Annotated in this window: 21 protein-coding genes and 1 CRISPR repeat array; of the genes, 20 read left to right on the forward strand and 1 reads right to left on the reverse strand. The window is 40.0% G+C overall.

All coding sequences use genetic code 11. The annotated features are described in order from the left end of the window. Positions 1 to 5 precede the first annotated feature (5 nt). From cas7c to D8790_RS04100, 7 genes are all read left to right on the forward strand, one after another. Positions 6 to 857: a type I-C CRISPR-associated protein Cas7/Csd2 gene (gene cas7c / locus D8790_RS04070; RefSeq protein ID WP_125387663.1), complete on the forward strand. Its 852-nt coding sequence runs from the start codon at positions 6 to 8 to the stop codon at positions 855 to 857. Position 858: 1 nt separating this feature from the next. Then, on the forward strand, positions 859 to 1,530 hold the full coding sequence (cas4, locus tag D8790_RS04075) for a CRISPR-associated protein Cas4 (RefSeq protein ID WP_185761906.1): 672 nt from the start codon (positions 859 to 861) through the stop codon (positions 1,528 to 1,530). After that, the gene (gene cas1c / locus D8790_RS04080) at positions 1,527 to 2,552 is read left to right on the forward strand and encodes a type I-C CRISPR-associated endonuclease Cas1c (RefSeq protein ID WP_125387664.1); all 1,026 of its coding nucleotides are present in this window, start codon (positions 1,527 to 1,529) and stop codon (positions 2,550 to 2,552) included. Before cas4 ends, cas1c begins: the two co-directional genes overlap by 4 nt. Positions 2,553 to 2,562: 10 nt before the next feature. Further along, positions 2,563 to 2,856, forward strand: a complete 294-nt coding sequence (gene cas2 / locus D8790_RS04085; RefSeq protein ID WP_002930608.1) for a CRISPR-associated endonuclease Cas2 — start codon at positions 2,563 to 2,565, stop codon at positions 2,854 to 2,856. Positions 2,857 to 3,002: 146 nt separating this feature from the next. Continuing rightward, positions 3,003 to 4,293: a CRISPR direct-repeat array (repeat unit 32 nt; unit sequence GTCGCTCCCTTCACGGGGGCGTGGATTGAAAT). Between the two features lie 310 nt (positions 4,294 to 4,603). After that, positions 4,604 to 5,245, forward strand: a complete 642-nt coding sequence (locus tag D8790_RS04090) for an amino acid ABC transporter permease (protein ID WP_125370595.1) — start codon at positions 4,604 to 4,606, stop codon at positions 5,243 to 5,245. A gap of 8 nt (positions 5,246 to 5,253) precedes the next feature. Continuing rightward, entirely contained in the window at positions 5,254 to 5,883 is a 630-nt protein-coding gene (locus D8790_RS04095) for an amino acid ABC transporter ATP-binding protein (RefSeq protein WP_061422651.1), read from the forward strand. Positions 5,884 to 5,894: 11 nt separating this feature from the next. Then, positions 5,895 to 6,743, forward strand: a complete 849-nt coding sequence (locus D8790_RS04100; RefSeq protein WP_125387665.1) for an amino acid ABC transporter substrate-binding protein — start codon at positions 5,895 to 5,897, stop codon at positions 6,741 to 6,743. Positions 6,744 to 6,750: 7 nt separating this feature from the next. On the opposite strand, the gene D8790_RS04105 is transcribed toward D8790_RS04100, so the two are convergent. Then, positions 6,751 to 7,941: a cation diffusion facilitator family transporter gene (locus D8790_RS04105; protein ID WP_125387666.1), complete on the reverse strand. Its 1,191-nt coding sequence runs from the start codon at positions 7,939 to 7,941 to the stop codon at positions 6,751 to 6,753. A 146-nt stretch (positions 7,942 to 8,087) separates the two neighbouring features. On the opposite strand from D8790_RS04105, the gene pcrA reads away from it, so the two are divergent. From pcrA to D8790_RS04170, 13 genes are all read left to right on the forward strand, one after another. Beyond that, positions 8,088 to 10,376: a DNA helicase PcrA gene (gene pcrA, locus D8790_RS04110; RefSeq protein WP_125387667.1), complete on the forward strand. Its 2,289-nt coding sequence runs from the start codon at positions 8,088 to 8,090 to the stop codon at positions 10,374 to 10,376. Then, on the forward strand, positions 10,373 to 10,771 hold the full coding sequence (locus D8790_RS04115) for an NUDIX hydrolase (protein WP_125387668.1): 399 nt from the start codon (positions 10,373 to 10,375) through the stop codon (positions 10,769 to 10,771). The genes pcrA and D8790_RS04115 overlap by 4 nt, the downstream gene beginning before the upstream one ends. A gap of 98 nt (positions 10,772 to 10,869) precedes the next feature. Further along, complete coding sequence (locus D8790_RS04120; RefSeq protein ID WP_125387669.1) at positions 10,870 to 12,150, forward strand: O-acetylhomoserine aminocarboxypropyltransferase/cysteine synthase family protein; 1,281 nt, start codon at positions 10,870 to 10,872, stop codon at positions 12,148 to 12,150. Positions 12,151 to 12,248: 98 nt separating this feature from the next. Beyond that, a complete protein-coding gene (locus D8790_RS04125; RefSeq protein ID WP_125387670.1) occupies positions 12,249 to 13,175 on the forward strand; it encodes a glycosyltransferase family 2 protein in 927 nt (308 codons plus the stop codon). Continuing rightward, positions 13,172 to 14,656 carry a glucosyltransferase domain-containing protein gene (locus D8790_RS04130; RefSeq protein ID WP_125387671.1) on the forward strand — a complete coding sequence of 495 codons (1,485 nt, stop codon included), beginning with the start codon at positions 13,172 to 13,174 and terminating at the stop codon, positions 14,654 to 14,656. The genes D8790_RS04125 and D8790_RS04130 overlap by 4 nt, the downstream gene beginning before the upstream one ends. A 276-nt stretch (positions 14,657 to 14,932) precedes the next feature. After that, positions 14,933 to 15,787, forward strand: a complete 855-nt coding sequence (gene rfbD / locus D8790_RS04135; protein ID WP_125387672.1) for a dTDP-4-dehydrorhamnose reductase — start codon at positions 14,933 to 14,935, stop codon at positions 15,785 to 15,787. 113 nt (positions 15,788 to 15,900) lie between these two features. Continuing rightward, positions 15,901 to 17,178, forward strand: a complete 1,278-nt coding sequence (locus tag D8790_RS04140) for a lipopolysaccharide biosynthesis protein (RefSeq protein ID WP_125387673.1) — start codon at positions 15,901 to 15,903, stop codon at positions 17,176 to 17,178. A gap of 6 nt (positions 17,179 to 17,184) precedes the next feature. Next, entirely contained in the window at positions 17,185 to 18,177 is a 993-nt protein-coding gene (locus D8790_RS04145) for a glycosyltransferase family 8 protein (protein WP_125387674.1), read from the forward strand. Positions 18,178 to 18,213: 36 nt separating this feature from the next. Continuing rightward, the gene (locus tag D8790_RS04150) at positions 18,214 to 18,930 is read left to right on the forward strand and encodes a glycosyltransferase family 2 protein (RefSeq protein ID WP_185761907.1); all 717 of its coding nucleotides are present in this window, start codon (positions 18,214 to 18,216) and stop codon (positions 18,928 to 18,930) included. Beyond that, positions 18,930 to 19,289 carry a DUF2304 domain-containing protein gene (locus D8790_RS04155; RefSeq protein ID WP_125387675.1) on the forward strand — a complete coding sequence of 120 codons (360 nt, stop codon included), beginning with the start codon at positions 18,930 to 18,932 and terminating at the stop codon, positions 19,287 to 19,289. The genes D8790_RS04150 and D8790_RS04155 overlap by 1 nt, the downstream gene beginning before the upstream one ends. Continuing rightward, the gene (locus D8790_RS04160; protein ID WP_125387676.1) at positions 19,279 to 20,058 is read left to right on the forward strand and encodes a glycosyltransferase family 2 protein; all 780 of its coding nucleotides are present in this window, start codon (positions 19,279 to 19,281) and stop codon (positions 20,056 to 20,058) included. The genes D8790_RS04155 and D8790_RS04160 overlap by 11 nt, the downstream gene beginning before the upstream one ends. 24 nt (positions 20,059 to 20,082) lie before the next feature. Beyond that, on the forward strand, positions 20,083 to 23,016 hold the full coding sequence (locus D8790_RS04165; protein ID WP_125387677.1) for a rhamnan synthesis F family protein: 2,934 nt from the start codon (positions 20,083 to 20,085) through the stop codon (positions 23,014 to 23,016). Next, positions 23,003 to 24,304, forward strand: a complete 1,302-nt coding sequence (locus D8790_RS04170) for a DUF2142 domain-containing protein (RefSeq protein ID WP_185761913.1) — start codon at positions 23,003 to 23,005, stop codon at positions 24,302 to 24,304. The genes D8790_RS04165 and D8790_RS04170 overlap by 14 nt, the downstream gene beginning before the upstream one ends. The last annotated feature ends 4 nt before the right edge of the window (positions 24,305 to 24,308 follow it).

Raw genomic sequence — 24,308 nt, forward strand, 5'->3', positions numbered from 1 at the left:
AGTAGATGTTGGAACACAAGATTGATTTTATGGTAACGGTTGAAGTGAGGGAAGCTAATGCAAATGGAGATCCCTTGTCAGGAAATATGCCAAGAACAAATGCAGCTAATCAAGGTTTAATCAGTGATGTAGCCATCAAGCGCAAAATCCGCAATCGGATGCAGGATTTGGGTCATACCATCTTTGTACAAGCAAATGATCGTATTGAGGATGGGCTTAATTCACTCGAGAAACGGTTCAAGACTCAATTTACAGGAAAAGAATCAGATGAAGAAATTAATGAAAAAGCCAATCAATTATGGATCGATGTCCGTTCATTCGGTCAAGTTTTCACTTATCTAAAAGATCGTTCTTTTGCTATTCGTGGACCGGTTTCTGTCAGCATGGCTAAATCTTTGGATCCAATCATCATCTCTAGTTTACAGATTACTCGAAGCACAAATGGTGTCGAACCTAAAAAAGCAGGTGGACGTTCATCTGATACGATGGGGACCAAGCATTTTGTGGACTATGGTGTCTATGTCATCAAAGGTTCGATTAATCCAAATTTTGCTGAAAAAACAGGATTCTCTAACGAAGATGCTGAAGTTATTAAGGAAGTGCTCGTTAGTCTTTTTGAAAACGATTCTTCTTCTGCTCGTCCAGAAGGTTCTATGCGCGTGAGGGAAGTCTTCTGGTTTACTCATTCTAATAAGTTGGGAAATGTTTCCAGTGCGCGTGTTTTTGATTTGATTGAATTTGACAAAGAAAAACAGGATAAAGATAGTTACGATGATTACCGCATTCATCTTAATCAAGAAAAATTAGCAGAGTATGAAGCTAAAGGATTGAAAGTTGATATCTTAGAAGGACTGTAAAATGGTTTATGCTGAAAGTGACTATTTGATGTTATCTGGTATTCAGCATTTCCAATTCTGCAAGCGCCAATGGAGTTTGATTCATATTGAGCAGCAGTGGGCTGAAAACGAAGCGACAGCTCATGGACAGATTTTGCATCAAAAGGCGGATAATCCTTATATTAAAGAAAAGCGAAAGGATGTCATTACCTCACGAGCTATGCATGTCTCATCAAAAGAGCTTGGTCTCTATGGGATATTGGATGTGGTTGAATTCCATAAGGATGAAAATGGAGTTCCATTAAAAGGAAAACGTGGCAAATGGCTTCCTGTCATTATTGAATATAAGCGTGGAAAACCAAAAAGAGATACCCGGGATATTGTTCAGCTGGTTGCTCAAACGATTTGTCTTGAAGAAACTCTTGGGTGCGCAATCGAGTATGGCTATCTTTATTACCATAGTGTGAATCAAAAGAAGCGAATAGAAATCACTTCTGATTTACGAAAAGAAGTAGCCGAGTTAGCTTGCCAAATGCATGAATATTATGACAAAAAGCTTATTCCAAAAGCTGAATATTTTAAAAACTGTCAGTTATGCTCCTTAGTTGATATTTGCATGCCGCGTTTGAGTAAAAAGGCGCGCAATATTGACAATTACATTTTCCAAGCATTAAAAAGTGAGGATAGCTTATGAAAAAGCTACTTAATACTCTATATTTGACTCAAGATAATTTTTATTTAACCCGTGAAAGAGATAATATCGTTATCAAGCAAGAAGGTAAAGTTATCAGTCGTTTCCCGTATCGAATTATTGACGGCATTGTTTGTTTTTCTTATTTGGGAGCGTCTCCTTCTTTGATTGAACTCTGTGCTGAGAATCAGATTAATTTGTCCTTCCATACCCCGCAAGGACGCTTTTGCGGTCGATTTGTTGGGCAAACAAATGGGAATGTTTTGCTAAGAAGGCAGCATTATCGTTTGGCTGATGAAGAACAATCTCTAGAATATGCAAAACATTTTATTCTTGCTAAAATTTCAAATTCTAGAAAATATTTACTACGTTTTAAGCGTGATCATCGCGATCGGATTGATAGCCAACTATTTGAAGAAGTGAATACGGAATTGACTTGGGCCTTGGAACAGGTTCAAGCAGCTGAAAACAAGGATTCTCTTTTAGGAATAGAGGGTCAGGCAGCAAACCAATATTTTCGTATTTTTAATGATTTAGTATTAACTGATAAGGAGACTTTTCAGTTTAATGGGCGAACTAGACGCCCTCCATTAGATTGTGTCAATGCTTTGTTATCATTTGGCTATAGTTTATTAACATATGAATGCCAATCTGCTTTGGAAGCAGTAGGGCTGGATAGTTATGTTGGCTTCTTTCATACGGATAGGCCAGGTCGTGCTAGCTTGGCATTGGATTTAGTCGAAGAATTTCGTGCTTATATAGTTGACAGATTTGTGTTTTCTTTGATAAATAAAGCTCAGTTAAGCAAAAAACATTTTGACTTTAAGGAAAATGGAAGTGTCATATTAACTGAAAAAGGGCGTGCAATTTTTATTGAAGCCTGGCAAAAGCGGAAACATCAGGAAGTAGAACATCCTTTCACTAAAGAAAAAGTGAAATTGATGTTACTGCCCTATATCCAAGCACAGTTATTGGCCAAGACAATCCGTGGAGAATTGGAATCCTATCCACCGTTTTTAATATAGGAGCCGGTTTATGATGGTATTAGTAACATATGATGTGAATACTGAAACTGCGCAAGGCAGGAAAAGATTACGTCATGTGGCAAAATTATGCGTTGATTATGGGCAACGCGTTCAGAATTCAGTTTTTGAATGCTCAGTAACTCCTGCAGAATTTGTAGAAATAAAAGCTAAGCTTTTGAGTATAATTGACACTGAGTCCGACAGTATTCGTTTTTATTTGCTAGGAAAAAACTGGCAAAATCGTCTAGAAACGATTGGACGTGATACAAGTTATGATCCTGATATAGGGGTATTACTCCTTTAAATAGTCTAGTGCGAATGGATGTTACTCAGAAAAAAGCAGGACTTTCGCGCAAAAAATAAACAAAAATAAGGCAAAAATTCGAAATTCTAGAAGAGTTTACTTTCCTCGAAAGATAATTTTTGCCTAAAACAGTGCAACTACGCGCTGTCGCTCCCTTCACGGGGGCGTGGATTGAAATAGGGTATTTAGAAAGCCTAATTAGTCAATATGGAGTCGCTCCCTTCACGGGGGCGTGGATTGAAATCTATTTTATACTGTGACAGAAAGTGGAGGGGCTGGGTCGCTCCCTTCACGGGGGCGTGGATTGAAATTACACGATTGACAATTATGTGAAGACAAACGCTAGTCGCTCCCTTCACGGGGGCGTGGATTGAAATATTGGATAATATTTAACTATCATCTTCCGAATGAGTCGCTCCCTTCACGGGGGCGTGGATTGAAATATCAAGGTAATAAGATTGAGTTTGGATGTAGTATTGTCGCTCCCTTCACGGGGGCGTGGATTGAAATATAGCATTTACATTGTCATTCCGCCTAAGTTCCAGTCGCTCCCTTCACGGGGGCGTGGATTGAAATCTAATTTTACTACTGAACATTTCCAAGCTAACAAGTCGCTCCCTTCACGGGGGCGTGGATTGAAATACAAGCTGAGATAATTTCAGGGTTTGTGTATTTCGTCGCTCCCTTCACGGGGGCGTGGATTGAAATGTAAGCGCAAGTCATTATTTTCAAAAGGGGCGGACGTCGCTCCCTTCACGGGGGCGTGGATTGAAATGGATTTAGAAAGGAATTAAAAATGAAAAATGAAAGTCGCTCCCTTCACGGGGGCGTGGATTGAAATTGATCGCTTAGTTTTTCAACATTTTTCGTATAAAGTCGCTCCCTTCACGGGGGCGTGGATTGAAATAGGAATATCACCTGTGATGCGCGTAATACGAGAAGTCGCTCCCTTCACGGGGGCGTGGATTGAAATACACTCCAGGTAAACCACAACCCAACAAACCAAGTCGCTCCCTTCACGGGGGCGTGGATTGAAATGCTAAAGATAACTACACAATGCTCGACAACCTAAAGTCGCTCCCTTCACGGGGGCGTGGATTGAAATTGGTCGAAAATTACCCGTAAATGAAAAAGTACTCGTCGCTCCCTTCACGGGGGCGTGGATTGAAATTTCCCAAAAACCAACTAAGATGCTGACAAATGTCTGTCGCTCCCTTCACGGGGGCGTGGATTGAAATTCGAAGCCGTGTCGAGTATCAGAATTGATTTTATGTCGCTCCCTTCACGGGGGCGTGGATTGAAATGTGGTTATTTCGGTAGGCTTCGGCAGAATGATCCAGTCGCTCCCTTCACGGGGGCGTGGATTGAAATAAATAATCAGGGATTTCATCCCCTACATTTAAACGTCGCTCCCTTCACGGGGACGTGGATTAAGCATTGGCTGACAGACTTGTTGTCTGTCGCTCCCTCCCAGAATGTGTTTTTTCATGAAGCCACTGTAATTAACAAAGAGCTAACCTCTCCTTTTGGTTGAAAGGTTATTTGTCAGTTTTAGAGCTGTGTTGTTTCGAATGGTTCCAAAACGACACGAAGCTCCCCATAGTCAAATAAATCCGATTCTTGAAAGGAGAGTCGGATTTTAGTTATGTTTGATTTCGATTTTCTTACTATAACTTTTTTGTAATTTCTGGTTGTATTTTTTTAAAATTCTGCTATAATGGTATAATATTTATTTAGGAGGAAGAGAATGAGCTATATTTTGGAAATTTTACCTAGTCTTCTAAGTGGAGCGGCAACTACCTTGCAGGTGTTTGCTTTGGTCTTGGTTTTTTCGATTCCTTTGGGAATTATGCTGGCATTTTCAATGCAAATTCGCTTGAAGCCCCTGCAATGGCTGCTCCATATTTACATTTGGATTATGCGTGGGACGCCGCTTTTATTGCAGTTAATCTTTATTTACTATGTTTTGCCAAGTATCGGCGTTCGGCTGGATCGGATTCCTGCAGCGATTATTGCCTTTACATTAAACTATGCAGCTTATTTTGCGGAGATCTTCCGCGGCGGCATTTCTTCCATTCCGACTGGACAGTATGAAGCTGCGAAGGTTTTGAAATTTACTCCTGTTCAGACGATTCGCCTGATTATTTTGCCGCAGGTCGTAAAAATTGTGCTACCAAGCGTATTTAATGAAGTCATGACTTTGGTGAAAGATACCTCTTTGGTTTATGCTTTAGGCATTTCAGACTTAATTTTGGCTAGTCGTACAGCGGCCAACCGAGATGCCAGTCTGGCACCGATGTTTGTTGCAGGCTTGATTTATTTACTCTTAATCGGTCTGGCTACCTTGATTGCCAAGCAGGTCGAAAAGAAATTTAGTTATTATAAGTAGGTGCTATTATGTTAGAATTACGAAATATTAGTAAAAAATTTGGTGATAAGCAGATTCTAAAGGATTTTAATTTGATTGTGCCTGAAAAGCAAGTATTGGCCATTGTTGGACCTTCTGGCGGAGGGAAGACGACCCTTCTGCGAATGCTGGCAGGTTTGGAGACAATTGATTCGGGGCAAGTGATTTACAATGGAGAGACTTTGGATGTCACTGAACTTGAAAAGCGCAATCTTCTAGGCTTCGTCTTTCAAGATTTTCAACTCTTTCCTCATTTGTCTGTCTTGGAAAATTTGACCTTATCACCAATATATACAATGAACATTTCCAAAGAAGAAGCTGAAGAGAAGGCGCAGGGCTTATTGGCTCGCTTAGGCTTGTCCGAGCATGCCAAGGCCTATCCTTATTCGCTGTCAGGCGGGCAAAAACAGCGGGTCGCTTTGGCTCGTGCTATGATGATCAACCCAGAAATTATCGGATATGATGAGCCGACTTCTGCCTTGGACCCTGCCTTACGCTTGGAAGTAGAAAAACTCATCCTCCAAAATCGGGAAATGGGGATGACACAAATTGTGGTCACACATGATTTGCAGTTTGCGGAAAACATTGCGGATTCTATTCTCAAAGTCACACCAAAATAAGGGAGGTCCGAATGAAACTAAAGAATATTCTTTTGGCCTGTTTGACCTTGCTCCTAACTTTTCTGCTCGGTGCTTGTAGTTCCAATGTCAGTGACCCCAGCTTAGACAACTGGAGCAAGTACGAGGAGAAAAAACAGATTACAATCGGCTTTGATAATACCTTTGTCCCTATGGGATTTGAGCAAAAAGATGGCACTTATGCAGGATTTGACATTGATTTGGCCAACGCTGTTTTTGAGGAATATGGAATTAAGGTGAAATGGCAGCCGATTGATTGGGATATGAAAGAAACAGAGTTGACCAACGGCACAATTGACCTCATCTGGAATGGCTATTCCGCGACGGATGAGAGAAGGGAAAAGGTAGAATTTACCAATCCTTATATGAAAAATGAACAGGTTTTGGTCAGCAAAAAATCCTCTCATATCTCACAGGCCAGTGATATGGCAGGAAAAGTATTGGGTGCTCAAGCAGGATCTTCTGGCTACATCGCTTTTGAAAGCAATCCTGAAATTTTGAAAACCATTGTCAAAAATCATACAGCGACTCAGTACCAGAGCTTTAACGAGGCGTTGATTGACTTGCAAAACGACCGGATTGATGGTCTCTTGATTGACCGTGTTTATGCCAATTATTATCTGACAGAAGAAGGCATTTTAGATCAGTATTCAGTCTTTTCAGTTGGATTTGAGAGCGAGGACTTTGCGGTCGGAGCTAGAAAGGCGGACCGTACTTTAGTTGAAAAAGTAAATGCTGCTTTTGGAAAATTATACCATGAAGGAAAATTCCAGAAAATCGCTGAGAAGTGGTTTGGAGAGGATATTGCGACAGACCAAGTGAAAGCATATAAAAACAACTAGCAGAAAACTAGTTGTTTTTTCGTGTTTCTTGGTGAAAGATATTTTGCCAGACTTCGTGTCGGCGCCAGAGGCTAGTATGGATGACATCGCCGATTTGATAGCGAATCAGCTTGGTCTTTTGGCTGACGGATGTAATTTCTAAATTTTTGATAGGAGAAGTTTGGGCTCTCTCTAGTTGAAATTCCTCTTTGTTTAGCTGGCGACCATCTTGGGAAATGTAGACAAAATCAGAGGAAAGAAGCGCCTCCAATTGACTACCTTGGTCGACTAATTGCTCACGCATCAGGAGCTTTTGATAAACATTATCCAAAATCTCATCTTCAGGAATCGGAGCTGGCTCAATATGAATATCAATGTCGAAGACGCCAAAGTCTTCCTTGAGCATATCCTCTACCTGGTCAGCAATTTCGTGGCTTTCAAAGACGGAGAGGTCAGGATTCATTTGCAGTATGATATCCAGATAGATATTACTACCATAGGTCCGACCACGCTGGGATTTGACGCGTGTGATTTTAGGAATTTCCAAAATGGCACGCTTGTAATCGTCTAAAAGGTCCTGATCAAAGCCATCTGACAGGCTGAAAGAAGACTCTATAAAGATATCATAGGCTGTTTTTAGAATGAAAAACGTAATAACGATGGCTGCTAGCTTATCAACGATAGGGAATTTCAGGGAGCTGGCAATAATGGCAACGGATGTGCCCAGAGAAGTGATAGCGTCCGATAGATTGTCCTTGGCAGCCGCATCCAGAGCTTTGGATTTTACTCTTTTGGCTAGATTTTTATTGTAAAGATAGACACCAAACATGATGATGGCCGATACAATTCCGACAACAGCACCCACAGGATCAATCAAGGTTTCTTCCTTGTTAATGATTTTTTGAGCTGTATCAATGAGGACATTGAAGCCGACAAAAAACATGATGAAAGAGGTAATCAGACTGGCCAGATCTTCAATCTTCCAATGGCCGAAGCGGTGGTCCTTATCCGCTGGTTTTCGCGCCATGCGCAGGCCAATTAGGACTGCTAGATTGGCAACGATATCGGAGACGTTGTTGAAACCATCCGCCGTCAAACTGGAGGATGTCAGTGCTGCACCTGCAATGATTTTTGTAACGGATAGGCCAATGTAGGTGGCAATTGCTAGGAGGGCGCCTCGTTCGGCAAGTTTGAGATTGTCGCTTGGATGATTGTTCATGGTTGCCCCTTTCTAAACTATTATTATAACTTTTTCACACTTGGATTTCAAATGAGGTAGTTGCCTTTTCGATAACAAATTCGCTCGAATTTTGATATAATGGAAGCATTGATTTTCAGTTTGATGTTATATTGAAAGGATAGAAGATGAATCCCTTATTAAACGGTATGAATGACCGTCAGGCAGAAGCGGTCCAGACGACAGAAGGCCCCTTGTTGATTATGGCGGGGGCTGGTTCAGGAAAGACTCGTGTCTTGACTCACCGCATCGCCTATTTGATTGATGAGAAGATGGTCAATCCTTGGAATATCCTAGCCATTACCTTTACCAATAAGGCAGCGCGGGAGATGAAGGAACGAGCAGCTACACTCAATCCAGCCACCCAAGATTGCTTAATCGCTACCTTCCACTCCATGTGTGTACGTATCCTGCGGCGAGAAGCAGATCATATTGGCTACAACCGCAACTTCACCATTGTTGATCCGGGTGAGCAGCGAACTTTGATGAAAAGGATTCTCAAAAATCTCAATCTGGATCCTAAAAAGTGGAATGAGCGCGCCATTCTGGGGACCATTTCAAATGCCAAGAACGACCTGATTGACGAGGTGGCCTATGCAAATATGGCTGGTGATATGTACACAGAGATTGTAGCCAAGTGCTACACGGCCTATCAAAAGGAATTGCGCCAGTCTGAGGCCATGGATTTTGACGATTTGATTATGCTGACTCTGCGCCTTTTTGACCAAAATCCTGACGTCCTGACCTACTACCAGCAACGTTACCAGTACATCCATGTAGACGAGTATCAGGATACCAACCATGCCCAGTACCAGCTGGTCAAGCTCTTAGCTTCTCGCTTTAAGAATATCTGCGTTGTCGGAGATGCTGACCAGTCTATCTATGGCTGGCGGGGAGCCGATATGCAGAATATCCTTGACTTTGAAAAGGATTATCCAGAAGCTAAGGTAGCTCTGCTAGAGGAAAACTATCGCTCGACTAAAATTATCCTTCAGGCGGCTAATGAAGTCATCCGAAACAACCGCAACCGCCGTCCTAAAAATCTCTGGACTCAAAACGAAGACGGTGAGGAAATTGTCTACTATCGGGCTAATGACGAGCAGGACGAGGCTCTTTTTGTCGCTCGAACTATTGATCAGTTGAGTCGAGAAGGTTACAGTCATAGGGATTTTGCAGTCCTGTATCGGACCAATGCCCAGTCACGTACGGTGGAGGAAGCCCTGCTCAAGGCCAATATTCCCTACACCATGGTCGGTGGCACCAAGTTCTATAGCCGTAAAGAAATCCGTGATGTTATTTCTTATCTCAACCTTATTGCCAATCCTAGCGATAATATCAGCTATGAGCGCGTGGTCAATGAACCCAAGCGGGGTGTCGGTCCAGGAACGGTAGACAAGATTCGGAATTTTGCGGCTAGTCAGGAAATCTCTTTGCTAGAGGCGTCAGCCAATATCATGCTTTCGCCAGTCAAGGGTAAGGCGGCTCAGGCGGTCTATGATTTTGCCAATATGCTTCTAGATTTGCGGGAGCGCTTGGACGACTATACAGTGACGGAGCTGGTAGAAGCTGTGTTGGAAAAGACAGGTTATGCTGCGGCCTTAGCTGCGCAGGCAACTTTGGAAAGCCAGGCACGGATTGAAAATATCGAAGAATTCCTGTCTGTAACCAAGAATTTTGACGAAAGTCCAGACAATCCTACTGATGAGTCTGGTCTTGATAAGCTCAGCCGATTTCTCAATGACTTAGCCTTGATCGCAGACACAGACGACGGAGATCAGGAGAGTTCTGAAGTAACTCTGATGACCCTCCACGCAGCCAAGGGATTGGAATTTCCAGTCGTTTTTCTGGTTGGTATGGAGGAAAATGTCTTCCCTCTGAGCCGAGCATCTGAAGATGAGGATGAGCTGGAAGAGGAGCGCCGTCTGGCCTATGTCGGTATCACCCGAGCAGAAAAAATTCTCTATCTGACCAATGCCAATTCCCGTCTGCTTTATGGTCGTACCAACTACAATCAGCCGACTCGCTTCTTGAGAGAAATCAGTTCAGACTTGCTAAACTATCAGGGACTGGCTCGACCAGCCAACAGCTCCTTTAAGGTTAGTTATACCAACAGCGATACTAGCAAATTCGGTCAGGGCATGAGTCTGGCCCAGGCTCTACAAGAGCGGAAACGTCAGGCAGCACCAAGTTCGATTTCTACAGGCAGCCTGCCTTTTGGCAAGAGCGTTCAGAACCAGCTATCTAAGCCGGAAGTTGCTTGGGCTATTGGAGATATTGCCCACCACAAGAAATGGGGCGATGGGACTGTTCTGGCAGTCTCTGGTAGCGGAAACAGTCAAGAGCTCAAGATTAATTTCCCAGAAGTTGGTCTGAAGAAAGTGCTGGCCAGCATAGCACCGATTGAGAAAAAATCATGATGAGGCGGTCGATTGAAGCCTGGATCTACCATCCAGAGGAACGAGAAATCTTGCTCTTGAAAGTTGAGGATGAGACAGTTTCCTTTTGGCAGCCCATTACTGGTGGGATTGAGAGTGGTGAGAGTCCAGAAGAAGCCTGTCTTCGTGAAATAAAGGAAGAGACCGGCTTGCTCTTAGATTGTTCAAATCTGACAGGTCTTGGAAATTTCACAGTAAAGATTGATGAAGATCTGTCCATCCATAAAAATCTCTTTCTAGTTCTGACAGAGCAGAAGGAAATTCAGATTTCTGATGAGCATGTGGGAGCTCAGTGGATAGCGTTAGACAAAGTTTCGTCGCAGCTGTACTGGCCTAGCAATCAAGCGACTTTTGAGATTATAACCGAGAAGCTATAAGATATAGCTTCTCTTTATTTCTTTTGATAAAGAAATTCTATTAGTCAAGCGGGGCTTTTAGTGGTAGACTTATCACATAACTATAGTGAGGTGACCTTATGACACGTGAATTTAAATTTGAAACCATGCAGCTCCATGCCGGACAGACAGTTGACCCGACAACTAAGTCGCGGGCTCTGCCTATTTACCAGACAACTTCCTATGTGTTTGATGATACTCAGGAGGGAGAAGATCTTTTTGCCCTACGCAAACCGGGCAATATCTACACTCGGATTACCAATCCGACCCTGTCTGCTTTTGAGGAGCGGATTGCGGCTTTAGAGGGAGGAGTCGGAGCTCTAGCGACAGCCTCTGGTATGGCGGCCCTTACCTATACCATTTTAGCTTTGGCGCATGCTGGCGACCATGTAGTGGCAGCCTCTACCATCTACGGCGGCACCTTTAATTTGCTCAAGGAAACCCTGCCTCGCTATGGCATTACCACGACTTTTGTCGATATTGAAAATTTGGCTGAAGTAGAAGCAGCCATTCAGGACAATACCAAGCTGGTTCTGATTGAAAGCTTGGGCAATCCTTTGATTAATATTCCTGACTTTGAAGCTTTGGCAGATCTGGTTCATGCTCATAAGATCCCGTTGATTTCCGACAATACCTTTGCTACACCTTATCTGATCAATGTTTTTTCTCATGGTGTGGATATTGCAGTCCATTCTGCAACTAAGTTTATCGGCGGTCACGGAACTAGTATCGGTGGTGTGATTGTGGACAGCGGTCGCTTCGACTGGGAAGCTTCTGGCAAGTTTCCACAGTTTGTTGACCCGGACCCGAGCTACCACGATATCAGCTATACGCGCGATGTTGGAGCGGCAGCCTTTGTCACTGCTGTGCGGACCCAGCTCTTGCGCGATACGGGCGCAGCTATGTCTCCCTTCAATGCCTTTCTCTTCCTGCAAGGGTTGGAAACTCTCTCTTTGCGCGTAGAGCGCCATGTGTCCAACGCAGAGAAGATTGTAGATTTCCTAGCAGGGCACCCTAAGGTCGAGCAGGTCAATTATCCCAAGCTTGCTGACAGTCCTTATCATGCTTTGGCAGAAAAATATTTCCCTAAAGGCGTAGGCTCAATTTTCACTTTTAATGTCAAAGGTGGGGAGAAAGAAGCTCGTAAGGTTATTGACAGCCTGGAGATTTTCTCTGACTTGGCCAATGTAGCAGATGCTAAGTCTCTGGTTGTCCATCCAGCTACAACGACTCATGGTCAGATGTCACCAGAGGCTCAGCTGGCAGCAGGCATTACACCAAATCAAATCCGTCTCTCTATCGGCTTGGAAAATGTGGATGACTTGATAGAGGATCTGAGAATAGCTTTGGAAACTATCTAATTTTCAGGGCCTCTAGACAGAGCAAATAAGAATAAAACTAGGTTTTCGCCTAGTTTTTTGGTACAATGAAAGATATTAAAAAATAGTAGGTGATCAAAATGACAATTTCAGTGATTGTTCCGTGCTTCAATGAAGAAGAGTCTATTCCTTTGTTTCATGAAGCCATGGAAGCGGTCAAATATCAAATCTGTGACCAGTTCGAATATATTTTTGTCAATGACGGATCGACGGATCGGACCTTGGCTGTTTTGCGTGAGCTCAGCAGTCGCTGTCCAGACGTGCACTATCTGTCCTTTTCTCGTAATTTTGGAAAAGAAGCAGCGCTTTACGCTGGTTTGCAAGAGGCGAGTGGGGATTTTGTGACGGTTATGGATGTGGATTTGCAGGATCCGCCCGAGCTTCTGATTGAGATGAAGGCCATGCTCGACTCGAATCCCGAGCTAGACTGCGTAGGAACCCGTCGAACCACTCGCGAGGGAGAGCCGCCAATTCGAAGCTTTTTTGCCAATTTGTTCTATAAGCTGATTAACAAGATTAGTCAGGTACAGATGGTAGATGGTGCGCGTGACTTCCGACTGATGCGCCGCCCGATGGTAGAAGCCATTCTGGAGGTTTCAGAGTACAATCGCTTCTCCAAGGGAATTTTTGCCTGGGTTGGCTTCAATACTGAGTACTTGGAATACAAAAATGTTGAACGAGTGGCTGGCAAGACCTCTTGGAATTTCTGGTCTCTTTTCAACTATTCTTTGGAAGGCATCGTCAATTTCTCTGATGCGCCTCTCAACATCGCCTTTTTAGGGGGCATCCTGTCCTGGATTTTAGCTTTTATCCTGATGGCAGTAATTATTATCCGTACCTTGGTTTTTGGTGATCCGACATCGGGTTGGCCGTCCCTTATGACTGTCATTCTTCTTATCGGAGGCTTCCAGCTGTTGACCATCGGTATATTGGGCAAGTACATCGGCAAAATCTTCATGGAAACAAAGAAACGCCCTGTTTATGTGATTAAGGAGAAGAGTAAGTGATTTTCAAAAACCGTTTTTCAGATTTTAAAAATTATTTTCTTTTAAATAAATTTTCTGCACTTTTAATTTTTATTATTTATTCAATTGTCAATATAAATATTGGTTTGGCTGAATATCCTTACATTGATGATATTGGAAGACAATTACAAGGTTATTCAGGATTTTCTGAGCATTATTCAAGATATTTAAGTGAGTATTCTGCTCGTTTAATACAGGGTGGGAAGCATCTGACAGATTTAGGATTAACTACTCATATTCTGTCAGCTTGTTTTCTATCTCTTGCTAGCTTGGTTTTATTATTTGTCTTATATCCTAAAAATAAGATAACTTTTGTAACTGCATGTGCTTCAACCATTATAGGAATTAACCCATGGTTTTTAGAACCATTAAGTTTTAGGTTTGATAATCCTTTTATGACTTTAAGTATATTAGTTTCAATCATTCCGTTTATTTTCTGGGATAATAAAAAAATATTTGGAATCATGTCAGTTGTTGGTATATTCTTAATGTGCAATTCCTACCAAGCTTCTTCAGGAGTGTACATTATGGTAACCATGACGCTAATATTTTTAGAATTATTGCAAGGAAGTCAGTTTAAAGAAGAAATTTCTAAAATTGTTATTTCAATCTTGTCTTATGTAGTTGGATTGGTTTTATATCGTATACAAATTTTTATAAAGCCTCCTATTTTTGTCGATCAAGCTAATATTCCAAAGGGATTAGGAATTCTTAAAATAATAATTTTGAATGCCAAGGGATATTTGAAAAATATATTTTTACAAAGTTCAACTATTTGGATCTTACTAAGTATAATTGCTATACTTCTCTTGACTATTAGTGTGGTTCGCTTATCAAAAACAAAGTCTGTTTTAAACTTTATTTATATGCTGATTTGGTTAAGCTTAGGAAGTGTATTTAGCTATGGAACCTATTTGATTTTGTCTAATCCTTATTATCTTATGAGGCCAAGATATGAATATGGTTACGGAATTTTTTTAGCGATTATCTTAATTGTTAGCTTAGAGTGTATTGAAAAGAGTAAGATTCTACGTGGGATTAAGTCCCTCGTTTCTGGATTATTAGTTTTCTATTTCCTATCTTTCTCTTTTGTTTACGTGAGCAGTCTAAAACAACAAAATGATATGTTCAAATCGCAGAGCATATTGCTAGCTTCCTCCCTAAATAAGTATGTTGAACCAGAAAAAACAGTTATTAATGTGAATCGATTTCTTTCTGATTCTCCAGTATTTAGTAATACAGCTTCTGTTTATCCAATATTAAAAAGTTTGATTATGCCAAATACGAATGTGTCTTGGGATATGACGATGAGATTTAATAGTATAACTAACTTAAATGTCGACTTCAAATTAATTGATACTTCTAATTTGGATTTTAGTAGTGAAAAGTATACATTACTTGAGGAAACAAAGTTATATAATATCTATCTTAAAAACAATGAATTATTTGTTATCATGAAATAGAATATTTCCTGTCTTATAGGAGAATGAAGAAAACTTTAATTTTATATTGTATACTGTAGATTTCTCTATACTCTATTGCATTTGATGATAAGTCTATTCATTATTACTTGCAGATTGTTGTATAACTTATATACGGAGTATCAAAGGGAATAAGAAACTATTCTTTAGTGTTCCAACTGAAGAGATTTTCCGATAATGATTTGATCGAGCAGATTTTTTCTGCTTTTTTTGGTATAATAAATTCATCGAATTTTTATGATATGAAAGGACAAACATATGATTTTAATTACAGGTGCGAATGGACAGCTGGGTACAGAGCTCCGCTATCTTTTGGATGAGCGCAATGAGGAGTATGTGGCTGTTGATGTGGCAGAAATGGATATTACCAATGCCCAAATGGTAGACAAGGTCTTTGCGGAAGTCAAGCCAAGCTTGGTTTATCACTGCGCAGCTTATACTGCAGTTGATGCGGCTGAGGACGAAGGAAAAGAGCTGGACTATGCCATCAATGTGACCGGAACCGAAAATGTAGCAAAAGCAGCAGAAGCGCACGGGGCGACCATGGTCTACATCTCAACAGACTATGTCTTTGACGGACAAAAGCCTGTCGGAGAGGAATGGGAAGTAGACGATAGGCCTGATCCACAGACCGAGTATGGCCGTACCAAGCGCATGGGTGAGGAGCTGGTTGAGAAATATTCCAGCCGTTTCTACATTATCCGTACTGCTTGGGTCTTTGGGAACTACGGTAAAAACTTTGTCTTTACCATGCAAAATCTTGCTAAGACACATAAAACTCTGACAGTAGTTAATGACCAGCATGGCCGTCCGACCTGGACTCGTACGCTGGCTGAGTTTATGACCTATCTGGCTGAAAATCAAAAGGAATTTGGTTATTACCATCTGTCTAATGACGCGGCAGAGGATACAACTTGGTATGACTTTGCAGTGGAAATTCTCAAAGATACGGATGTGGAAGTCCAACCGGTGGATTCTAGCAAGTTCCCAGCTAAGGCTAAGCGACCTTTCAACTCAACTATGAGTCTGGCCAAGGCCAAGGCTACAGGCTTTGTCATTCCAACTTGGCAGGATGCTTTGAAAGAGTTTTACAAGCAGGATAAAAAACACTGATATCTATCAAAAGGACCTTTGAGTCCTTTTTTGATGGCTATTTAACAGTGGCTTTTCACATTTAATGGAAAGTATAGTATAATAAGAACTAGAACATAATTGGAGAAGATAGAATGTCCCAGAAATCAGAAATTTCACTACCGTCAGTTAAGAGCAATTATATATGGAATATGCTGGGGACAGTCTCATCATCATTGATATCAGTCGTCTTGCTTCTACTAGCTTCTAGATTTCTAGATTCAAGAGATTCTGATATTTTTAGTATTGCTTATGCTCTTGGTCAGCAGTTCTTTGTTCTAGGTTATTTTCAAGTTAGAAATCTGCAATCTACGGATGTAAAAGAAAGGTACCAATTTGCTTCTTATCACAACACGAGACTTTTCACGGTCTTTTTGATGATTTTAACATCGTTTATCTATACTCTATGGCAAGGGTATGATGTTTACAAATCTAGTATTATTTTATTGCTTGTTCTTTATCGGGCTATAGATGCGTATTCAGATGTTTTTCAAGGATTATTTCAGCAAAAAAATAGATCAGACTTAGCCGGAAAGGTGCAATTCTATAGGAGCTGGATTTGTATGTTAATATTTGCGATAGTCCTGTTGCTTACAAAATCATTGATGGTAGCTAGTATTGTTATTTGCTGTGCGAATTTCATTCTGACCTTCCCTTTAGATTTCAGAAACTGTAGATTGTATTTTTCTCAGGAAATGTTTTCGCCTAAACTCCATGATGACAGAAAAAATGTTTATTCTATTTTAAAAAATAGTTTTCCCTTGTTTTTAAATGGATTTTTGATAACGTATATCTATAACGAGCCAAAAATTGATATTGATTACCTTTTGACAAATGGCTATTTTTCATCTGGGGTTCAAAGAGACTTTAATGTTCTATTCATGCCTGTCTTTGTCCTATCCCTTTTATTCTTCGTCCTGAGACCGTTGACTACACAGCTTTCTATTTATTGGAATGAGAAGAAATTTACACTATTTTTCAAACAGGTCAATACGCTATATCTAGTAATGACTGTTTTAGGAGTTGTTATTGTTGTTTTGGGTTATCTAATTGGTACAGAAGTGCTTGGAGCTGTTTATGGTATCCGATTACAGGAGTATAAGCTTCCTTTCACTATACTACTTATAGGTGGCATTTTGAATGTTTTTGCTCTAGTAGTTGATATCATTATGACCATCTTTAGAAAACAGCATTATCTGATGATAGCCTATTTATTGACATTTGCTGTTTCAAAATCTATTACCTTACCATTTATCCGTGACCAAAAATTGCTCGGAGCTGCTAATTCCTTTTTAATCTCCATGTGCGTCTTTTATGCAACAAGTCTGATTATTTATGGCGTTGTTAAAAATCAGGAAAAAAGAAAGAAGTAGGATTCTATGAATATCTTATTTACATTAAATGATGCGTTTGTACCTCAAGTTGCAACCTGTATGTGTTCTCTATTTGAGAATAATAAATCTGCTGAGAATATTACAGTATATTTAATTGGCGAGAGGATAAGCGAAGAGAATCAAAATAAATTAAAAGGATTCGCTAAAAGTTACGATAGAAAAGTTTGTATTATTTCTATAAATAATATCGCAGACTATATTGACTTTGATTTTGATACAAACGGTTGGTCTTCAATTATTTTAGCACGTCTTTTTTTAGATAAGCTTCTTCCACAAGAAGTTGATAGGATCTTATATCTCGATGGAGATACACTAGTTCTAAAAGATTTAGGTTCATTGTTTTATAGCGACTTAGGAGATAAGGTAATAGGTATGTGTCCTGAACCAACTGTCGATAAGTCAAGAAAGGAATTTCTAGCTTTGAAAGAGCATCCCTATCATAATTCGGGTGTCCTATTGATCGATCTAAAAAAATGGCGTAGGGAAGAGATTGGTAAAAAAGTCATAGAATTTTATCAATTTCATGAAGGGAAGCTATTCGCACCAGACCAAGATGCCTTAAATGGAGCCTTGAAAGAGCAAATTTTTACCTTGCCAATTTCCTTTAATTATTTTAATATTTATGATGTCTATCCTTATAAAACGTTGAGTGAATTAAGTAAGCCAACTAAGTTTGTGTCTCAGGAAGATTTTAATCATTTTCGGAAAGCACCTACAATTATTCATTATCTAGGTGAAGAGAGACCTTGGCGGAAGGGGAATACACATAGATTTAAAAAGGAGTACCTCTATTATCTACACAAAACTCCATGGAAGGATACACCAATGGAAGAAGGTTGGCAGCTGTATTTTGTTTGTTTTAGAATCTTTAATATTGTTATGAAGCCTTTTCCAATGCTAAGATATAAGATTATCAATTCCCTAATTCCGAGCTTTATGAAATATAGAAAAAAACAGTTGCAGAAAAACAAAAAATAATGTGATGACATGTTATAGAAAGAATAGATTAAATTAATGAAAGTTTTAATGATAATTCCTGCTTATAATGAGGAAGAAAGTATTTTAAATACGGTTATGAGCATTGTAGAATATCGGAAGAAAGTTGATTTTGACTTAGACTACGTAGTTATCAATGATGGGTCAGTTGACAGAACTAAGGAGATTTTGGACAGCCATCATCTGAATGCTATTCATTTGGTTATGAATTTAGGGATTGGTGGAGCTGTTCAGACGGGCTATAAGTATGCTCTTGAGAAGAATTATGATGTGGCCGTACAGTTTGATGGAGACGGCCAGCATGATATCGAGTCGCTGGATGCTTTGCTGGAGCCTATTCGTCGTCAGCAGGCTGATTTGGTTGTTGGTTCTCGTTTTATCGGTGACAAGGCCTCAGAATTTCAGACGACTTTTATGCGTCGTTTTGGCATTACTATTATCTCAGCCTTTATTAAATCAACAACTGGTAAAAGGATTCTAGATACCACATCAGGCTATCGTTTGGCCAATCGAGACATTATTCGACAATTCGCTGCGCGCTATCCTATAAAATATCCTGAGCCAGAATCAATCGTCCATATCTTGAAGCGGAAATATAAAGTGGTGGAAGCACCAGCCAATATGTTTGAACGTGCAGGAGGAGTCTCTTCGATTACTCCGATTAAATCCATTCGCTATATGATTGAAGTTTGCTCTTCAATCTTGATTGCTGCTTTTATGAAAGAGAGTGAATAATGTCTATTTTGTCTATTGTCATGCTGGTGGCGTCAGTTTTATTCTTGTATTTTGTCTTTCGGAATATCAATCAAAACAATATTTTATTTGAGCAAGCCTTTATGTGGATTGTTATTGGCTTCGTGCTGATTATTATCTCTGCTTTTGATCGGATTCCAGTTTCTATCGCTAAATTGTTGGGTTTTGAGCTGACATCAAACTTTGTGATGTCTTTGGCTATTTTTTTCCTGTTGATTATTGTTTTTTTGCATACTATTGCTATTTCAAGGCAAAAGGAACAAATCAAGCAGCTGGTGCAAGAACTGTCCATCATGAAGCAAAAAATGTCTAAGTTAGAGAGTGAAAAAGATGAAAAATAACCATACTTGGGTGATTTGTGCCTATGGCGAAAGTGAATTCTTAGAAGCTTGCATCCTGTCTCTGCAAGCTCAAACCTTGTCATCAAAGATTATCTGTTATAGTTCAACACCGCTGGATTCAATCAAGCAGCTGTGCCAGAAGTATGAAATTCCTTTTTATACGAAAGAAGGCGGCGGTATCGGTAAGGACTGGAATAATGCACTCTCTTTTGCTGAGACTTCTTATGCTACCATTGCCCACCAAGACGACTATTATGAACCTACTTATCTAGAAGCAGTGATGCAAAAAATAGAGCAGTCTAAAGACATTCTCATTGCTTATACAGACTATTTTGAAGAGAAAAATGGAGTCAAAATTCCAGCTAATACCAATTTGAAAATCAAGACTCTCATGCTTAAAACCTTGAATCTAATGCCATCCAGTCGTTTTTGGAGAAATCGGGTGTTGGCTTTTGGCAATCCCATTTCCTGTCCAGCGGTGACTTACAACCTAGAGTTATTAAGAGATTTTCGATTTGATGAGGAAATGCGCGTGAGTCTGGATTGGTACGCTTGGTACAAGATTAGCGCCTATAAGGGTCGCTTTGCTTATATTTCTGAGAAGCTTATGTGCCACCGGATTCATGGAGAATCTGAAACAACCAAGACCATTTCAGATAATACTCGGACTAAAGAAGATTTGTTCATGTATCAGCTTTTCTGGCCAAAGTGGGTGGCTAATCTGATAAATAAAGCATACATGAAAAGTCAAGATGCTAACTCAAACTAATAGAGTTATTTACAAGGAAAGTATATGAAAGATTTAATATCTGTTGTTGTAACATGTTACAACCATCAAGACTACATTGAACAGTGTTTGCGCAGTATTTTTGCTCAGACCTATCGAAATATTGAGTTGTTGGTATTGGATGATGGGTCCACAGACAAGTCCGCCCAGATTATCCAAGAAACTTTGGTAGATTCCCCTTTCCCGACGCGGTTTGAAAGCCATGAAAATATGGGGGTTGTTAAGACAAGAAACAAGGCTTTGCAGCAAATTCAAGGCACTTATTTTATTTTTGTGGATAGTGACGATTTTCTGGATTCAGACTACATTGAGAGCTTCTATACAACCATGCTGCAAGGGGAGGCAGATATTGTCTATGGGGATCTGTATGACCCCGATAAAAAGGAGTTTTACCTTAAATCACGGCCATTTGACAAGGTAGCTTTCTTAACGGAGAATTTTATTTCCAACTGTTCCCTCATTCGTCGCTCAATTGCTGATGGTATTTATTACGATGAAGCGCTGAATCGTGAAAAACTGGAGGACTATGATTTTCTTTTAAGCTTAATTATTAATCAAGGTGCGAAACCTGTTTATGATACAAAAACGAAGCTGAATTACCGGGTCTTTGACAAAGAGTCAATCTCTAAACGTGATTCTACTCGATATCATTACGAAATCTATCTAAAAATCCTGCGTAAGTATGTGAAACAGTTGCCAGATGAGATTTATCAAGCTTTGTCTACAAATATTTATACTTTAGATGGCAGACTGAATGATTTAATTCAGCATATGAATCAGGTATCCGATTATATCCATGAGCTAAAGAAAGGCTGGGAACGTGATAGTGAATTAATTTATCAATATCAGGATGACATTGATGAATTACGTAACTCACTCTCTTATCGTGTTGGGAATGCTATCGTCACTCCAATTAAGCAAGTAGGTCAGATTGTCAAAAATCCGCGGAATATTAGAATTGTCCTATCTCAATTGAAGCGTCAGTGTATTACCATAAAACGAAATATCAAATCGCCAAAAAGCTATTATTATCGAGTTTTACGAAATTCTCAGCGAAAACAGCTTCAACAAGTGACTGGCAAAAAGTGCCTAATCTACGTCATTTTTGAGGCAGAAGAGAGTCTTCAGCGCTACAAAGTTCTATTTTTAGAGAAATTAGCAGCTTTGGTAGATGAAACGTTGATTGTGGTAAATGGAGGATTGAAATCAGAGGATTTATCTGTCTTGGAACAATATGGCCAAGTTCTGGTAAGGGATAATACAGGTTACGATGCTGCAGCATTTAGGGAAGGTATTTTAACCATTGGTAAGGAAAAGTTGCAAACGTCTTCTCAGCTTCTGTTAGTCAATGATACGAATATTGGTCCAATGAGAGATTTGAATGAGGTCTTCCAAACAATGGCGGATAGAAATCTTGATTTCTGGGGAATTTCCTTTGGTGAAGTACAAGAAGATGCCACGAATTTCAATCAATATGGCTATATTCCAGAACATCTGCAATCCTATTTTCTTGTCATTGAGCCTTTATTGCTTCGATCAGAGGAGTTTTTCGACTATTGGAATAACCTAACCGATACGGATTCGCGTGATAAGGCTATTGGGAAACACGAAACAACTTTTACTAAGTATTTTGCGGATTTGGGTTATCGATATGATGCTTTGGTGTCTGAAAACAAAGACAGTGCTATGTATATTCATCCTTTGAGAATGCTCAGGGCTGGTAGTCCTTTGGTTAAGTACACCTCATTACAAAATTATAATGCGCAACAATTCCGTTGGCAGGGGCTGGAAAGACGAACGGAAATACCTGATTTGCTTAATTATGTACAAATGGAAACAGATTATCCAGTTGAAATATTGGAAAACATTGTACAAAAATTCAAATCAATCTCCAGAGAACAGTATATCTTGATTATAGATGGGGTTGAAAACATCATTCCGCAATGTACACGTTACCGAGTGCTGAACAAAGCAGAACAGTTGCGAAAAAACGGCTTCACGGTCAAAGTAGTAAATGTATCAGAATTTGAGATTTCTCAGGCTCGATATGCAAGTCATATTATCATCTATCGGGCTCCATGGTCTTATCAACTTCAATTCTTGTGCGATACAGCTAAAAGAGATAAAAAACCAGTTTATTTTGACATTGATGATTTGGTTTTTGATACAGTTTATACAGATCAGCTGAGCTATACTCAAGGCTTGTCAGAAAAGGACAAGGGCAACTATGATGCTGGTGTCAAAAATTATGGCAAGATGCTAGTTGCCTGTGATGGAGCGATTACTTCGACTTTCCAACTGAAGGAAGAGCTGCTCAAATATAAAGATAAGGTATTGCTGAACAGAAATCGAGCTTCCAGTGACTTGATTGAAATCAGTTCTCACTTTATCAAAGATTATGGTCAGCAGGATTCAAAAGTCAAGATTGGCTATTTTTCAGGTTCAATCAGCCACAATGAAAATTTTGAATTGATAAAACCAGCCATCCAATCCTTGCTTGAAGTCTACAAGAATGTGGAGCTTCATATCGTCGGACATCTGGATATTCCAGAGGATATGAAGCCGTATCAACAGCAGATCGTTGTACATGACTATGTTGACTGGAAGGATTTACCTCAGCTGATTAGTAGGGTAGACATCAATTTAGCGCCACTAGTTGACTCGGTCTTTAACCGGGCTAAGTCTGAAATCAAATGGATGGAGGCTGCCTTAGTAAAAGTTCCTACAGTTGCTAGTCACATTGGGGCCTTCTCTGATATGGTGAAAGATGGGGAGACTGGATTTTTGGCTAAAGACGGGGAGTGGAAAGAAAAGTTAGAGCGTTTGATTCTTTCGTCTGACCTACGTCAGGAATTAGCAGAAAATGCCTATAATTTTGTTCTTGAAAACTGCAGTTTAGATAGTAAAGATGAAATGGTGAATGATTTTGAAAAGAAGTAAGACGATAAAAATAGAAAATATCTTTTTGGTCTTGGCGACAGTCTTTGTCTTGACATTTATGGTGGTTCAACCGATCAACCGTGTTCCGGATGAAACGAATCACGCCCGCATGACTTGGGAGATTTTCCATAAACCGACAGAGAAAACCTACAATTGGATGGAAAATATTTCTTCGGAACCGCATGTTTCTCCAAGAGAGTACAAGAAGCTTTTTACGGAAAAATTGGATTTATCTCAGGAAGAGTCTACTTTGGGGATTAATCTCAAGACTCTTTCCTTTTTACCGCAGCTAATTGGCATGACCTTGGGATCGTTTATCTATCCATCAGTGGGAGTTATTATCATGATGGGGCGATTTTTTAACGGCCTAGCCTATATTTTGGGTGTTTACTTCCTGATTAAGTATTTTAAGTACGGCAAGAAAGCTCTCTTTTTCATTTCACTTCTGCCAATTATGGTTCAACAGGCAGCTTCTCTCTCCTACGATGTAATGAACTACTTGGAGCTTATGCTAGTTATTGGTTTTTTCACTAATATTGCTTCCAGCAAGAAATTTACCAATAAGAATTTTATCCAGCTTTTGATTATATCTGTTGGACTCTTTGCAACCAAATTAAACAATGTTCTGTTATTGGGCTTGTTGCCTTTCATTGATTTTGAAATGGAAGGATTCTTAGCTGTTTTGAACAAGCCTTTTCTTGCGACCAAGGAATTTATCGGTCGTCATCGTTATGTTTTTTACAGTTTGGCTCTTGTCGCAGTTTTATTGGCCTTGCATCTGGTTGTCCGCCATCAAGGAGGGATTTTCCGCTACAGTAGGGTTCTGCTCAACACTTTGTTTAAACAGCGCATGAACGGTGACCTCAATAACATATTGACTATTGGTCTCTTTGGATTTTTGGGTAATTTCACCATTCAGTTGCCTCTATGGCTAATCTTTCTTGATGTAGCGGTACTGACTATCATTTTCTTGCAGTCTAAGAAAGATTTTATGACGAAGTCCTATGCAACTGTCTCTGCGTATCTTTTCCTTTTGCAGGTCATTGCTGTTGTCACTATCATGTACCTAGAGTGGACTCCAATTGTTTTAGGAAAAGGTGCTCAGATATCCGTTGGAACTCAGGGCCGCTATTTCACGCCTTTCCTAATTCTATTCTTACCTGTACTTGCGAATATGGGCAAGCTGGAGATTCAGGAGCGGACCGTTAAAAACTTGCTTATAGGCACTTTGTCAGCTAACTTTTTAATTTCAATCTATTTAATGATTCCATTCTATTGGAATTGGTAAGGAT

The organism is Streptococcus cristatus (assembly GCF_003943535.1).
In the GTDB taxonomy this organism is placed as follows: Bacteria; Bacillota; Bacilli; order Lactobacillales; family Streptococcaceae; genus Streptococcus; species Streptococcus cristatus_L.

What these genes read in the sequence shown, in the direction of transcription:
- cas7c (WP_125387663.1), top strand. Translation starts at nt 6, where the DNA reads ATGTTGGAACACAAGATTGATTTTATGGTAACGGTTGAAGTGAGGGAA.
- cas4 (WP_185761906.1), top strand. Translation starts at nt 859, where the DNA reads ATGGTTTATGCTGAAAGTGACTATTTGATGTTATCTGGTATTCAGCAT.
- cas1c (WP_125387664.1), top strand. Translation starts at nt 1,527, where the DNA reads ATGAAAAAGCTACTTAATACTCTATATTTGACTCAAGATAATTTTTAT.
- cas2 (WP_002930608.1), top strand. Translation starts at nt 2,563, where the DNA reads ATGATGGTATTAGTAACATATGATGTGAATACTGAAACTGCGCAAGGC.
- D8790_RS04090 (WP_125370595.1), top strand. Translation starts at nt 4,604, where the DNA reads ATGAGCTATATTTTGGAAATTTTACCTAGTCTTCTAAGTGGAGCGGCA.
- D8790_RS04095 (WP_061422651.1), top strand. Translation starts at nt 5,254, where the DNA reads ATGTTAGAATTACGAAATATTAGTAAAAAATTTGGTGATAAGCAGATT.
- D8790_RS04100 (WP_125387665.1), top strand. Translation starts at nt 5,895, where the DNA reads ATGAAACTAAAGAATATTCTTTTGGCCTGTTTGACCTTGCTCCTAACT.
- D8790_RS04105 (WP_125387666.1), bottom strand. Translation starts at nt 7,941, where the DNA reads ATGAACAATCATCCAAGCGACAATCTCAAACTTGCCGAACGAGGCGCC.
- pcrA (WP_125387667.1), top strand. Translation starts at nt 8,088, where the DNA reads ATGAATCCCTTATTAAACGGTATGAATGACCGTCAGGCAGAAGCGGTC.
- D8790_RS04115 (WP_125387668.1), top strand. Translation starts at nt 10,373, where the DNA reads ATGATGAGGCGGTCGATTGAAGCCTGGATCTACCATCCAGAGGAACGA.
- D8790_RS04120 (WP_125387669.1), top strand. Translation starts at nt 10,870, where the DNA reads ATGACACGTGAATTTAAATTTGAAACCATGCAGCTCCATGCCGGACAG.
- D8790_RS04125 (WP_125387670.1), top strand. Translation starts at nt 12,249, where the DNA reads ATGACAATTTCAGTGATTGTTCCGTGCTTCAATGAAGAAGAGTCTATT.
- rfbD (WP_125387672.1), top strand. Translation starts at nt 14,933, where the DNA reads ATGATTTTAATTACAGGTGCGAATGGACAGCTGGGTACAGAGCTCCGC.
- D8790_RS04140 (WP_125387673.1), top strand. Translation starts at nt 15,901, where the DNA reads ATGTCCCAGAAATCAGAAATTTCACTACCGTCAGTTAAGAGCAATTAT.
- D8790_RS04145 (WP_125387674.1), top strand. Translation starts at nt 17,185, where the DNA reads ATGAATATCTTATTTACATTAAATGATGCGTTTGTACCTCAAGTTGCA.
- D8790_RS04150 (WP_185761907.1), top strand. Translation starts at nt 18,214, where the DNA reads ATGAAAGTTTTAATGATAATTCCTGCTTATAATGAGGAAGAAAGTATT.
- D8790_RS04155 (WP_125387675.1), top strand. Translation starts at nt 18,930, where the DNA reads ATGTCTATTTTGTCTATTGTCATGCTGGTGGCGTCAGTTTTATTCTTG.
- D8790_RS04160 (WP_125387676.1), top strand. Translation starts at nt 19,279, where the DNA reads ATGAAAAATAACCATACTTGGGTGATTTGTGCCTATGGCGAAAGTGAA.
- D8790_RS04165 (WP_125387677.1), top strand. Translation starts at nt 20,083, where the DNA reads ATGAAAGATTTAATATCTGTTGTTGTAACATGTTACAACCATCAAGAC.